The sequence below is a fragment of the Bradyrhizobium pachyrhizi genome (genome assembly GCF_029714545.1).
GTDB classification, from domain to species: Bacteria; Pseudomonadota; Alphaproteobacteria; order Rhizobiales; family Xanthobacteraceae; genus Bradyrhizobium; species Bradyrhizobium pachyrhizi.
In genome coordinates, this window is the sequence record NZ_CP121667.1 from 464,046 (window position 1) to 477,068 (window position 13,023).

14 protein-coding genes are annotated in these 13,023 nt (G+C 65.7%); 4 read left to right on the top strand and 10 right to left on the bottom strand.

The features are described from left to right. Window positions 1-17 precede the first annotated feature (17 nt). The 4 genes from atpD (at window position 18) to QA639_RS02180 (ending at window position 3,445) form a co-directional block, all read left to right on the top strand. Window positions 18-1,460, top strand: a complete 1,443-nt coding sequence (gene atpD, locus QA639_RS02165) for a F0F1 ATP synthase subunit beta (RefSeq protein WP_028336320.1) — start codon at window positions 18-20, stop codon at window positions 1,458-1,460. A 116-nt stretch (window positions 1,461-1,576) separates the two neighbouring features. Beyond that, on the top strand, window positions 1,577-1,984 hold the full coding sequence (locus tag QA639_RS02170; RefSeq protein WP_028336321.1) for a F0F1 ATP synthase subunit epsilon: 408 nt from the start codon (window positions 1,577-1,579) through the stop codon (window positions 1,982-1,984). Between the two features lie 205 nt (window positions 1,985-2,189). Continuing rightward, window positions 2,190-2,345: a hypothetical protein gene (locus QA639_RS02175; protein ID WP_283090722.1), complete on the top strand. Its 156-nt coding sequence runs from the start codon at window positions 2,190-2,192 to the stop codon at window positions 2,343-2,345. A gap of 104 nt (window positions 2,346-2,449) precedes the next feature. Continuing rightward, on the top strand, window positions 2,450-3,445 hold the full coding sequence (locus tag QA639_RS02180) for a helix-turn-helix domain-containing protein (protein ID WP_283089068.1): 996 nt from the start codon (window positions 2,450-2,452) through the stop codon (window positions 3,443-3,445). On the opposite strand, the gene QA639_RS02185 is transcribed toward QA639_RS02180, so the two are convergent. From QA639_RS02185 to proB, 10 genes are all read right to left on the bottom strand, one after another. Then, window positions 3,403-3,903, bottom strand: coding sequence for an RNA pyrophosphohydrolase (locus QA639_RS02185; protein WP_028336324.1), 501 nt, complete (start codon window positions 3,901-3,903; stop codon window positions 3,403-3,405). The genes QA639_RS02180 and QA639_RS02185 overlap by 43 nt on opposite strands. 33 nt (window positions 3,904-3,936) lie before the next feature. Further along, window positions 3,937-4,440: an RNA pyrophosphohydrolase gene (locus QA639_RS02190; RefSeq protein WP_028336325.1), complete on the bottom strand. Its 504-nt coding sequence runs from the start codon at window positions 4,438-4,440 to the stop codon at window positions 3,937-3,939. 81 nt (window positions 4,441-4,521) lie between these two features. Further along, entirely contained in the window at window positions 4,522-5,736 is a 1,215-nt protein-coding gene (locus tag QA639_RS02195) for a divergent polysaccharide deacetylase family protein (protein WP_283089069.1), read from the bottom strand. A 150-nt stretch (window positions 5,737-5,886) separates the two neighbouring features. Continuing rightward, window positions 5,887-7,254 carry a S41 family peptidase gene (locus tag QA639_RS02200; RefSeq protein WP_283089070.1) on the bottom strand — a complete coding sequence of 456 codons (1,368 nt, stop codon included), beginning with the start codon at window positions 7,252-7,254 and terminating at the stop codon, window positions 5,887-5,889. After that, on the bottom strand, window positions 7,251-8,657 hold the full coding sequence (locus QA639_RS02205) for a murein hydrolase activator EnvC family protein (protein WP_283089071.1): 1,407 nt from the start codon (window positions 8,655-8,657) through the stop codon (window positions 7,251-7,253). The genes QA639_RS02200 and QA639_RS02205 overlap by 4 nt, the downstream gene beginning before the upstream one ends. Before the next feature lie 40 nt (window positions 8,658-8,697). Next, window positions 8,698-9,180: a 23S rRNA (pseudouridine(1915)-N(3))-methyltransferase RlmH gene (gene rlmH / locus QA639_RS02210; RefSeq protein WP_283090716.1), complete on the bottom strand. Its 483-nt coding sequence runs from the start codon at window positions 9,178-9,180 to the stop codon at window positions 8,698-8,700. 50 nt (window positions 9,181-9,230) lie between these two features. Continuing rightward, the gene (gene rsfS / locus QA639_RS02215) at window positions 9,231-9,599 is read right to left on the bottom strand and encodes a ribosome silencing factor (RefSeq protein ID WP_050386445.1); all 369 of its coding nucleotides are present in this window, start codon (window positions 9,597-9,599) and stop codon (window positions 9,231-9,233) included. Between the two features lie 186 nt (window positions 9,600-9,785). After that, window positions 9,786-10,364, bottom strand: a complete 579-nt coding sequence (locus QA639_RS02220; protein ID WP_244978726.1) for a nicotinate-nucleotide adenylyltransferase — start codon at window positions 10,362-10,364, stop codon at window positions 9,786-9,788. Between the two features lie 90 nt (window positions 10,365-10,454). Beyond that, entirely contained in the window at window positions 10,455-11,747 is a 1,293-nt protein-coding gene (locus QA639_RS02225) for a glutamate-5-semialdehyde dehydrogenase (protein ID WP_157347448.1), read from the bottom strand. Between the two features lie 121 nt (window positions 11,748-11,868). Continuing rightward, entirely contained in the window at window positions 11,869-13,011 is a 1,143-nt protein-coding gene (gene proB / locus QA639_RS02230; RefSeq protein WP_028336332.1) for a glutamate 5-kinase, read from the bottom strand. Window positions 13,012-13,023: the final 12 nt, after the last annotated feature.

Consider the following 13,023-nt stretch of genomic DNA (forward strand, 5'->3'; position numbering starts at 1 on the left):
TCGAAGGAGAACAGTCCATGGCTACAGCAGCCAACCAGATCGGTCGCGTTACCCAGGTCACCGGCGCCGTGGTCGACGTGCAGTTCGAAGGCCACCTCCCGGCGATTCTGAATGCGCTCGAGACCAAGAACGGCGGCAACCGCCTGGTGCTCGAAGTCGCGCAGCATCTCGGCGAGTCGACGGTGCGTACCATCGCGATGGATATCACCGAGGGTCTGGTGCGCGGTCAGGAAGTGACCGACACCGGCGAGCCGATCCGGGTGCCGGTCGGTGAAGGCACGCTCGGCCGCATCATCAACGTGATCGGCGAGCCGATCGACGAAGCCGGCCCGATCAAGGCCGAAGGCGTGCGCGCCATCCATCAGGAAGCGCCGACCTACACCGATCAGTCCACGGAAGCCGAAATCCTCGTCACCGGCATCAAGGTCGTCGACCTTCTTGCTCCGTACGCGAAGGGCGGCAAGATCGGCCTGTTCGGCGGCGCCGGCGTCGGCAAGACCGTGCTGATTCAGGAACTGATCAACAACGTCGCGAAGGCGCACGGTGGTTACTCCGTGTTCGCCGGCGTCGGCGAGCGCACCCGTGAAGGTAACGACCTCTATCACGAGTTCATCGAATCGAAGGTCAACGCCGATCCGCACAATCCGGATCCGAGCGTGAAGTCGAAGTGCGCGCTGGTGTTCGGCCAGATGAACGAGCCGCCGGGCGCCCGCGCCCGCGTCGGTCTGACCGGTCTGACGGTCGCCGAGCACTTCCGCGACCAGGGCCAGGACGTGCTGTTCTTCGTCGACAACATCTTCCGCTTCACCCAGGCGGGTTCGGAAGTGTCGGCGCTGCTCGGCCGTATTCCTTCGGCGGTGGGTTATCAGCCGACGCTCGCGACCGACATGGGCGCGCTGCAGGAGCGCATCACCACCACCCAGAAGGGCTCGATCACCTCGGTGCAGGCGATCTACGTGCCGGCCGACGACTTAACCGACCCGGCGCCCGCCACCTCGTTCGCGCATCTGGACGCCACCACGGTGCTGTCGCGCGCGATCTCGGAAAAGGGCATCTACCCGGCGGTGGATCCGCTCGACTCGACCTCGCGCATGCTGTCGGCGCTCGTGGTCGGTGAGGAGCACTACAACACCGCGCGTATGGTCCAGCAAATCCTGCAGCGCTACAAGTCGCTGCAGGACATCATCGCCATTCTCGGCATGGACGAATTGTCGGAAGAGGACAAGCTGACGGTCGCCCGCGCCCGCAAGGTCGAGCGCTTCCTGTCGCAGCCGTTCCACGTCGCTGAAGTCTTCACCGGCTCGCCAGGCAAGTTCGTCGACCTCGCCGACACCATCAAAGGCTTCCGCGATCTCTGCCAGGGCAAGTACGACCATCTGCCGGAAGCGGCGTTCTACATGGTCGGCACCATCGAAGAAGCCGTCGAGAAGGGCAAGAAGCTCGCCGCCGAGGCGGCCTAAGCTTCATGATGTCGTCATCGCCGGACTTGATCCGGCGATCCATCGCACGAGAAGTATTTTGACTGATGGACCCGCGGGTCGAGCCCGCGGGTGACAGCGCAAAGAACGGAAAGACCATGGCCACCTTCCACTTCGATCTCGTCTCTCCCGAAAAGCTCGCCTTCTCCGGCGAGGTCGATCAGGTTGACGTCCCCGGTGTGGAGGGTGATTTCGGTGTGCTCGCCGGACACGCTCCGGTCATCGCCACGGTTCGTCCGGGCATCCTGACGATCACGACCGCCGGCAAGCGCGAGAAGGTGATCGTGCTCGGCGGCCTCGCCGAGGTCTCGGACAAGGGTCTCACCGTGCTCGCCGACGTCGCGACCGCGCTTGCTGACATCGATCGCGCGAAGTTCGCCGAGACGATCAACGAGATGCAGGAGAAGCTCGCCGAGAAGGAGGGCTCCGAGCTCGACCACGCGATCGAGCGGCTCGACCACTTCAAGAGCATCCAGCAAGAGCTCAACACGACGGCTATGCACTAAGGCGCGGTTGCTGACCGGCGATCGCGCCTTTGCGTCGAGTGAGCCGACCCCCTTAGTGGAATAGCTCACACTCTTCCAGTCATCGCCTACCCAGGCTTGAATATTTCAACGCTCGCCACGCCCTGGCGAGCGTTCAATGCTTGTTGCGCGCGGGATCGTCTGGCGGCATTCTCCCCGGCATATCCGCGTTCGGGGGCTGGTACTCATGAAGCGCAAGGTCGCAGCGATCCTCGCGGCCGATATTGCAAGTCAGAGCCGGTTGATTGCCGACGATGAGGAAGAGATGCTGCGGCGGCTCGCCTCTTCTCGACAAGTCCGCATCTTCGCGGTCGGCCCGAACGAACGACCTGCAAATATGTGAAGCAGCTTACAGCAGGGATCGTGCACAAATGACAAGCTGCAGCGCGACGACGATTTGGCCCGACCGCATCGCGATTTCATTCCTGACATAACGGACAAGCTGCCGTGCTGACTTTTACCACCGATGCTCTCCGCCCGCAGGACCGTTTCGAGCACTGGTGCGAGGTGCGCGGCAAGAGCCTGTTCGGGGTCACGATCGAGCTCGAGCGCGACAAGAGGGCCGATTTCAGCGGGCGCTTCTCCGCGACGCCGGTGGGCAGTGCCGTGCTGGCGCAAATGTCGGCCTCCTCCTACCGCGTCAGCCGGACCGCATCCGACATCGCGCGCGTTCCGAGCAACAGCCTGCATCTCGCCTGGCAGGTGCGCGGCCCCGGCCACATGAATATCGGTCGCGATCGCGTCCAGTTTGTGCGCAACGGCGACCTGGTGTTCGGCCATTCCAATCTTCCGTTTGCCTCGACACCCGAACGGACCGACGGCTTTGACTTCTTCAGCCTCAAGATCCCGGTCACCGACGAGCTCGTGCTCGGCGCGCGGATCGAGGACGCGCCGCCGGTCGCGCTGGCGCGCGATGCGAGCCTGACCCGGCTTGTCGGCGCCATGTTCCGCTCGATGACGCGAGATCTCGCGCTAGCCGGGCAGTTCGCTGGCGACGTTGCTCACATGGTGCGCCTGGCGCTGCTCGCGCGCGGCCGCGTGCGGCCACGTCAGGACGAAATCCGTGCCGCGCTGCATGCCGGTTACCTTCATGCCGCCCGCGAAATTCTGTTCCGCGACCTGCATCGCGCCTCGCTCACGCCGGCCGCGGTTGCCACCGAGCTCGGCATCTCACTGCGGCAATTGCATGCGTTGTTCGAGCCGACCGGCCTGTCATTTGCGCGGACGCTGACGGCGGCAAGGTTGAAGGCGGCGAGGCGCGCGCTCTACGCCATGCGGGAGCGCAGCATCGACGAGATCGCGTTCTCGTGCGGCTTCGACAGCATCGCGACCTTCTATCGCGTCTTCCGCTCGACCTACGGCATGACGCCGGGCGACGCGCGCCGCATTCCGCCGCAGGATCAGCCGGCGAATTCAGCGAACCGGGTCGCGACCGCGCGATAGACATCGCGGCGGAACGGCACCACGAGATCGGCAACGCGGTCGAGGCGCTCCCAGCGCCATTGATCGAATTCGGCGGGCTGGCCGTTGCGCGGCGTCAACGGATCGATCTCCTCGTCGCGTCCGGTGAAGCGCAGCGCAAACCATTTCTGGCGCTGGCCGCGGAAGCTGGCCAGCCGGTGCGATGCCGGCCCGTCATAGGCGGGGAATTCGTAGGTCATCCAGTCGGTCTCGCCGAGATAGTCGGCGTTGACCGCCCCGGTCTCCTCCCACAATTCGCGCATCACGGCCTGGCGCGGATCCTCGCCGGCGTCGATGCCGCCCTGCGGCATCTGCCATTCGAGGCCGGGCAGCACGATCTCCGGACCGTCGTCCTTGATCCGGTGGCCGATCAGCACGCGTCCGGCGGCGTTGAACAGCGCGATGCCCACATTGGGGCGATAGGGCTTATCTGATGACATCTCGGTGGGTACGTCGCGCGTTGACCTGGCCGGCTACTTGGCTGCGAGACCGGCAAATTCCTTCACGACGCGCTCATAGACCGGACGCTTGAACGGTACAATCAGGCCCGGCAGATTCTTCATCGGCTCCCAGCGCCAGGTGATGAACTCGGCCTTGTGGCCGCCGCCCGGATTGGCGACGTTGATCTCGTTCTCATCGCCGGTGAAGCGCAACGCGAACCACTTTTGCCGCTGTCCGCGATAGCGGCCCTTCCAGGCGCGGCCCGCGACGGTGCGCGGGATGTCATAGATCAACCAGTCCGAGACCTCGCCGAGCTTCTCAACCGACTTGATGCTGGTTTCTTCATAGAGCTCGCGCCGCGCGGCCTGAAACGTATCCTCGCCGGGATCGACGCCGCCTTGCGGCATCTGCCAGACATGTGCGTCGTCGACATGCTCGATGCCGCCCGCGCGGCGTCCGATGAAGACTAGCCCCGCTGTATTCAGCAGCATGATGCCGACGCAGGTTCGATAGGGCAGGTCTTCATAACGTGCCATGCTGCCGCTACCTCGCACAGTTCGGGCGCCGCCCGACCCGGCCCCCCGGCAAGGTCTCGAGCAGCACCAACGGATTGATCTTTAGCCCGATTTTGATTTCAGCATCGCCGTTGTCAATGGCACAAGCATAATGCCCTTGGAGTCCAGTGTCTTGAGCCAGGCGCCGAGCCGCTCGATCGAGACCGGCAACGCCAAGGCGACGCCCACCGCCGTGCCGCGTTCCTTGGCGATCGTTTCCAGCTTGACCAGCGCGCGGTCGATTTCCGCCGACGTCGGCACCGCGTCGATGGCGAAATCGGCTTTGGCGAACGGCAATGACTGGCCCGCGGAGAGGGTCTGCGCGACGCTACGCGGGGTGGAACCGTCGTCGAAATAGCTCAGGCCGCGCTTGGCCGCTTCGCGGACGATGGGCTGCATCACGGGATCGGCCGCAACGAACCGGCCTCCCATGAAATTGGCGATCCCGGCATAGCCCTGCAGGCGGCTCAGGTGCCAATAGAAGCGGTCGAGGTTCTGCTCGCTGCTCAGCGTGGTCAGCAGGGTTTGCGGCCCGGGATCGTTGTCGGGATAGTCGAACGGCTCCATCGGGATCTGCAACAGGATCTCGTGGCGCTGGGACCGGGCGCGTTCCGCAAGCTTGCCCGGATCGGAGCCATAGGGCGTGAAGGCCAGCGTCACCGCCGGCGGCAGCTTCATGATGGCGTCGGTGGTCTTGGCGGCGCCGACGCCGAGGCCGGCGACCACGATGGCGACCACGGGCATCCGGGCGGCCTTGGCGCGGTCGGCCTCGGCCGCGTAGACCGTGAACGGCTTCAGGCCGTCGGCGACCACCGGGATCATGCCGTAGCGTGACTTTTCCAGCAGGCGCGGATCGATGCCGGTCATCGCGAGCGGCGGCGTATCGCCATCGGCCTTGTCGGCCGGATCGCCGGCGCCGATCACCACGTCCTGACGCTTGCCGCTGGAGCCGTCGATGATGGTGACAGTCCTCGCGTCGCTGGCTGTGGCCGGCGCCTTGGCGGCGGATTTGGCAGCCGGTTCGGCCGCCACCTGGCCGGCTGGAGCGTGCTTGTCGTCAGCGGCGGCGGGCGGGGGATTGCGGAGCGTGACACGGGCGATCGGCTCGCCCCCGAGCGGGTTGTCGTTGAATAGCGCGATGCCGACAAAGCCGACCAGCACGAGCCCGAGCAGCACGGCGAACGCCTGCATCGCCGTGAATGGCAGACGAAACCGGCGCGTCCTGCCCACGGCCTTCTGCCCAAGCGGCGTGCTCAGTTCGTCGGCCGCTTCTGCCATGACCCTCCCCGAATCAACAGCGCGAACGATAGCACGATGCGGTGCATTCCCGCGCGCCGGGCTCCCCGGCAAAGCACGGTTACGGGTGGACACCGAAAGCAGAAAGGGCGGCCCGCGGGCCGCCCTGTTCGCCGAATCGATCGGATTAAATCAGTTCGCGGCCTTGTTGCCCGGCTTGTCGACCGCGGCCTTGTCGCGCGCAGCCTCCGGCGCCGCCGGCGCGCTCGAGGTCGACTTGATGCCATGCAGCAGGTCGTCGGCCATCTTCAGCGCCTTGTCGTCTTTGGCGTCCGGCGGGACGTAGGACTGCGAGCCGGTCTTCTCGTCGCCGTCGTTCTTCAGATGGCCGCGCAGCGAGGCTTCGCCCTTGGTGTCGGTGCGCGCCTTCAGCTCTTCCGGCACGTCCTGCAGCACCTCAATGTCGGGCACGATGCCCTTGGCCTGGATCGACTTGCCCGACGGCGTGTAGTAGCGCGCGGTGGTCAGGCGCAGCGCGCCATTGCCCGAGCCGAGCGGGATGATGGTCTGCACCGAGCCCTTGCCGAACGAACGGGTGCCGACCAGCGTCGCCCGCTTGTGGTCCTGCAACGCGCCGGCGACGATTTCGGAGGCCGATGCCGAGCCGCCGTTGATCAGCACGATCACCGGCTTGCCCTTGGTCAGGTCGCCCGGATGGGCGGCGCGGCGCTGGGTTTCCTCGGCATTGCGGCCGCGGGTCGAGACGATCTCGCCACGCTCCAGGAAGGAGTCGGACACCGTGACCGCCTCTTCGAGCAGGCCGCCCGGATTGTTGCGGAGATCGATGATGTAGCCCTTCAGCTTGTCGCCGATCTGGCCCTGCAGAGTGGCGATCTCCTTCTTCAGGCCTTCGGTGGTCTGCTCGTTGAAGGTGGTGATGCGGATATAGGCGATGTCGTCGGCTTCGACGCGCGCGCGCACCGAGCGGACGCGGATGTTGTCGCGCACCAGCGTGACGTCGATCGGATTGTCCTGGCCCTTGCGGATGATCTTGAGCTTGATCTTGGTGTTGACCGGACCGCGCATCTTCTCGACGGCCTGGTTCAAGGTCAGGCCCTGCACGGCCTCGTCGTCGAGGGTCGTGATGATGTCGTTGGCCATGATGCCGGCCTTCGAAGCCGGGGTGTCGTCGATCGGCGAGACGACCTTGATCAGGCCGTCTTCCATCGTGACCTCGATGCCGAGGCCGCCGAACTCGCCGCGGGTCTGCACCTGCATGTCGCGGAAGCTCTTGGCGTCCATGTAGCTCGAGTGCGGGTCGAGGCCGGTCAGCATGCCGGAGATTGCGGATTCGACCAGCTTGCTGTCGTCGGGCTTCTCGACATAGTCGCTGCGCACCCGCTCGAACACGTCGCCGAACAGATTGAGCTGGCGATAGGTGTCCGACGTCGCGGCGCGCGCGCTCGATCCCATCAGCACAGCGCGGGGCTGCGTGACGAAAAGCGTCAGGGCCGCGCCGGTGGCGGCGCTAAGGAGAATTACCGAAGTCTTGCGCATCATCCGCGAACCTTTTCGCCTTCATTTGCGGCCCACCATGGACCTGGATCGATTGGAGTGCCGTCTTTCCGGAACTCGACATAGAGCACTGGCTGGCTCGCATTTGTCGCGAGAATGGATGCAACTTGGGACGTCGACCCCATGGTCGCAACCGGCTCCCCCGTAAGTACAAACTGGCCGATGTTTACCGAAATACGCTCCATCCCGGCGATCAGGACATGATACCCGCCCCCGGCATTGAGGATCAAGAGTTGTCCATAGCTGCGGAAAGGACCAGCGTAAACAACCCAGCCGTCACACGGGGTTGTGACCTGCGCGCCCGGCTTGGCCGCCAAAGAAATGCCTTTTTGTACGCCCCCCGCGCCGTCGGAACCGCCAAATTCGCGAATCTTGGTGCCGTTCACGGGATAGGAGAACAGGCCTCTGGCCGAGGCGAAAGCGACCGCCGGGCTCATGCGGGCCGGGTCCTTGAGCGCCCCCAGATTCGGCTTGCCGTTAACCGTCGCCGGCGCCCCCTGGAGGCTGGCGGTGGCGGCGGCCTTGGCCGCGCTCTTGAGGTCCTGCTCCATCTTGGCGATCAGGGTCTGCAGATTGTCGGCCTGCTTCGACAGCGCGATGGCGCGGGCGCCCTCGGCCTCCATGTCCTTTTCGGCCGCGCTCTGCTGCCGCTGCCGCTCATCGACCAGCGCCGCCAGGCGAGTCTGGTCTTCCCTCAGCTTGTCGCGGTCGGCCGCCAGCGCGTCGCGCTCGGTCGAGATGGTCCTGCGCAGCGCCACCAGCTCGGCGAGATCGGTCGCAAGCTTCTCGGCGCGGACGCGCAACTCCGGCACCACGGCGCCGAGCAGCATCGCGGTGCGCAACGACTGCAGCGCGTCCTCGGGCCGCACCAGCAGCGCCGGCGGCGTGCGTCGTCCGGCGCGCTGCAGCGCGGCCAGCACCTCGATCACCTCGGAGCGGCGTGAATCGAGCGAGGCGCGGATCTCGCGCTCACGGCCGTCGAGCGGCTGCAGGCGCGCCTCGGCGTCCGCGATCCGGGTCTCGACGCCGCGCACCTGGCCGGCGATGTCGATCAGCTGCTGATTGAGCTTGCTGCGGTCCTGGCCGATCGCGGCGATGTCGGCCTTCAGCTTCTCCTGCAGCTCGGTCGCCTTGCGCTGCTGCTCGCGCGCGGCCTCGAGTTCCTGCTCGCGTTGCTTGATTGCATCGGGAGATGTCTCCGCGGTTGCGGCCTGCTGTGCGGGCGGCGCGGGCTGTTGTGCGGGTGGTGTCGCCTGCGCGTGCGCCGCGGCCAGCGGATATGCGGCGAATATCGCGATCGACAGCGGCAGCGATGCCGGCAGCCGGCGGCGGCGCGCGGTGCCGGCATGCGAAGCCGAATACGAAGCTGTGTCCCGCTTGTGCTGCATTCGCGTGAGTTCAGTGGTTTCGACTGTCCGTCACCACGCCTTACGCGCGATGATAGGGGTGGCCGGCCAAAATGGTTGCGGCGCGATAAATCTGTTCCAGAAGCATGACGCGGACCATTTGATGCGGCCAGGTCGCGGAGCCGAATGCAATTCGCAACAAAGCCTTGCGCTGCAATTCAGGCGAAAGTCCGTCCGCACCGCCGATCACGAAGACAGTATGTGCTGTTCCCTCGTCGCGCCAGCGGCCGAGCTGCTGGGCAAAGCTCGCGCTGTCGATGCTCTTGCCGCGTTCGTCGAGCGCGACCAGCGCGTACTTCTCAGGCAGCAATGCGGAGATCGCCGCAGCCTCCTCGGCGATCCGCGTTCCCGCGTCGCGCGCGCGGCTTTCCGCGATCTCGTGGATCTCGAGGCCGCGAAACCCGAGCTTGCGACCGATATCCTCGAAGCGCTCGCGGTAACGCTCGGCGAGCTCCCGTTCAGGGCCCTGTTTCAGACGACCGATGCAGATCACGACGAGACGCATCAACGCAGACTAGCTGCGCTGCAGCCGATTCGCATCGGCTTCGATACCCCTTAGACCGCCGCGACCGCCGGGTTCTGAGTCCACAACCGCTCGAGGTTGTAGAACTCGCGCACCTCGGGCCTGAACACGTGCACGATCACCTCGCCGGAATCGATCAGCACCCAGTCGCAGTTGGGCAAGCCCTCGACATGGATGTTCTTGATCCCGTTCTCCTTGAGGCTCTTCGTCACATTTTCCGCGATCGCGCCAACGTGCCGGTTAACCCGGCCGGTGGTGACGATCATGTAGTCGGAATATGCGGATTTGCCCCGAAGGTCGATGGTGACCGTCTCTTCCGCCTTCATGTCCTCGAGGCGGGAGAGGATCAGGCTCAGCGTCTTGTTGGCATCCGGTTTGTCGGCGTCCGGTTGCGCCTGCAAGGCCGCGGTTTTCGTCGATGTTTTACGCGCAGTCTTTGGAACCTTGGGTAAAACAGACTTTGACAATACAGATGTGGCCAGGGACCATTCCTTTCACTGTATCGCGGGTGCCGAATCCTCGGCCCCACGCGCCATACTACGCATGTGGGGTTAATGGTTTCAATATTCCAGTAACCCTTTTGCGCTTCATGCCGTTCTCCAGCTCCCGTCCGGGTTCCGAAGGCCGGTCGAAGACAGATTGGATTTCATTCCTGTCAGGAACACCCACGCCGGCGCCTGCTGGTCGGCCAACCGTGTCGCCTGATTTTCGGGCATGCGATAGCGCGTGAGCGCCTGCGCCGCCGGTGCGGCAAGGGCGCGGAAGCTCTGGGGCGGACGGTCGATCACGGCAATCGGCACATCGGATGCGATGCGCCGCCAATCTTTCCAGCGATGAAATTGCGCGAGATTGTCAGCGCCCATGATCCAGACGAAGTGCACACCGGAGACACGGCGGCGCAAGTGGATGATCGTGTCCACAGTGTAGCGGGTGCCGATGACAGCTTCGAGACAGCTGATGTCGATGCGCGGATCGTCGGCAACGCGGCGCGCGGCCTCGGCGCGCTCGGCAAGCGCGTGCAGGCCGTCATGGTTCTTCAGCGGATTGCCCGGCGTCAGCAGCCACCACACGCGGTCGAGCTGCAGGCGCTTGAGCGCGAACAGGCTGATGGCGCGATGCGCGGCGTGCGGCGGATTGAACGAGCCGCCAAGCAGCCCGATGCGCATGCCGTTGGTATAGAACGGAAGCGCCTGGGCTGCGGATAACGACACGGTCGATGCTTGCTGCAATGGCTTACCGTGCGCGTGCGACAATGATCACGGCCGCGTCTGCCCGGTGCCGTGGACGCGGTACTTGAAGCTCGTCAGCTGCTCGGCGCCGACAGGCCCGCGGGCGTGGAATTTGCCGGTGGCAATTCCGATCTCCGCGCCGAAGCCGAACTCGCCGCCGTCGGCGAACTGCGTCGAGGCGTTGTGCAGCACGATCGCCGAATCGACCTCGTTGAGAAATCTTTGCGCGGCCGCGGCATCCTCCGTCACGATCGCATCGGTGTGATGCGAGCCGTGATTTTGAATATGCGCAATCGCTTCATCGAGACCGTCGACGATCTTCGCCGAGATGATGGCGTCCTCATATTCCGTGTCCCAGTCCTCGTCGGATGCGGGCTTCACCCTGGCATCGACGCCCTGCACGACGTCGTCGCCGCGCACCTCGCAGCCGGCATCGATCAACAGCTCGACCAGCGGTTTCAGCTGCGTCCCGGCAGCCTTGCGATCGACCAGCAGGGTCTCGACGGCGCCGCAGACACCTGGACGGCGCATCTTGGCATTCAGCACGACCGCCTTGGCCATATCGAGCCTTGCGCTGGCATCGACGTAGATGTGGTTGACGCCCTCAAGATGCGCGAACACCGGAACGCGTGCCTCCGCCTCGACGCGTGCGACGAGACTCTTGCCGCCGCGCGGTACGATCACATCGATGCCGCCGTTCAATCCCGTCAGCATCAGGCCGACGGCCGCGCGGTCACGGGTCGGCACCAAGGTGATTGCGGCCTCGGGCAGGCCGGCTTCACGCAAGCCCTGCACCAGGCAATCATGGATCGCTCGGCAGGAGCGGAAACTGTCCGAGCCGCCGCGCAGGATCACGGCGTTGCCGGACTTCAGGCACAGCACGCCGGCGTCGGCGGCGACGTTGGGCCGGCTCTCGAAGATCACGCCGATGACGCCGAGCGGCACGCGGACGCGCTCGATGGTCATGCCGTTCGGCCGCTGCCAGCTTTCGGTGACGGCGCCGACCGGATCAATGATCTCGCGTACGGTCGCGACGCCATCGGCCATGCCGGCGACGCGCGCCTGCGTCAGCGTCAGGCGGTCGACGAAGGCAGAGGTCATGCCGCTCGCACGCGCCTCGGCGACATCCTCGGCATTGGCGGCGAGGATGGCCGCCGCATTGGCGCGGATCACGCGCTCGATCGCGGCGAGCGCCCGTTCCTTCTGCTCCGGCGGCGCCAGCGCCAGCACGCGCGCGGCGGCGCGCGCCTTGGCGGCGAGGTCGGTCATCAGGGCGGTGAGATCGGCGTTGCCGTCGATCGCCTTCAGGGGGGCGCTCATGAAACTACCAGCTTTGGACTAAGGCCATGTTCTAGCATGGCAATTGAAGGGTGGCGAGGCGCGGAACCGGCATGGCAGGTGGGCGGCAGGCCGCCCGCTCGGCCCAGCAAGTTATTTGGGCCTATTTGGGCGGGATCGCCCCGGCCGGGCCGATCACAAGGTCGTCGCGATGGATCATCTCGGATCGGCCGCTGATGCCCAGAATGGCCATCACATCGGGCGAGGAGCGGCCCATGATCTTCTCGGCGTTCTCGGCGTCGTAGGCGACCAGGCCGCGGCCGATCTCATGGGTGTCGGGGCCGCGCACCACCACGGCATCGCCGCGGGCGAACTGGCCGTCGACCCGGATCACGCCGGCCGGCAGCAGGCTCTTGCCGGCGCGCAGCGCCGCGACCGCGCCGGCATCGATGGTCAGCGTGCCCTTCGGCTCGAGCGAGCCCGCGATCCAGCGTTTTCGCGCGGTAACGGGATTGGCGGGGGTCAGGAACCAGGTGCAGCGGCCGCCATCGGCGATCGCAGCAAGCGGATGCTCGATCTTGCCGGAGGCGATCAGCATGTGGGTGCCGGCCGTGGTCGCGATCTTCGCGGCTTCGATCTTGGTGGTCATGCCGCCGCGCGACAGTTCGGACCCGGCCGAGCCGGCCATCCCCTCGATCTCCGAGGTGATGCTTTCGACCACCGGGATCAGCCTGGCGTCGGGATCGACCGCGGGCGGCGCGGTGTAGAGGCCGTCGATATCCGACAGCAGGATCAGCAGATCCGCACTCGCCATGGTGGCGACGCGGGCGGCGAGGCGATCATTGTCGCCATAGCGGATCTCTGTCGTGGCGACCGTGTCGTTCTCGTTGATGACGGGCACCGCGCCCCATTCCAGCAGCTTGGCGATCGTCGAGCGCGCGTTGAGATAGCGGCGGCGCTCCTCGGTGTCCTGCAGCGTCACCAGGATCTGCCCGGCGCCGATGCCGTGATCTCCGAGTACCTCCGACCAGATCCGCGCCAACGCGATCTGGCCGACCGCTGCGGCGGCCTGGCTCTCTTCCAGCTTCAGCGGGCCGCGCGGCAGCTTCAGGCGGCTGCGGCCGAGCGCGATCGAGCCCGACGACACCACCATGACCTCGCAGCCTCGCTTGTGGAGCTTTGCGATGTCGTCGACCAGCGCGGCGAGCCAGGACGCGCGCACCTCGCCGGCCTGCGAATCGACCAGCAGCGACGAGCCGACCTTGACGACGATGCGGCGAAAGTTCTTGAGCGCGGGGCGTTTCATGGGTTCGGTCTG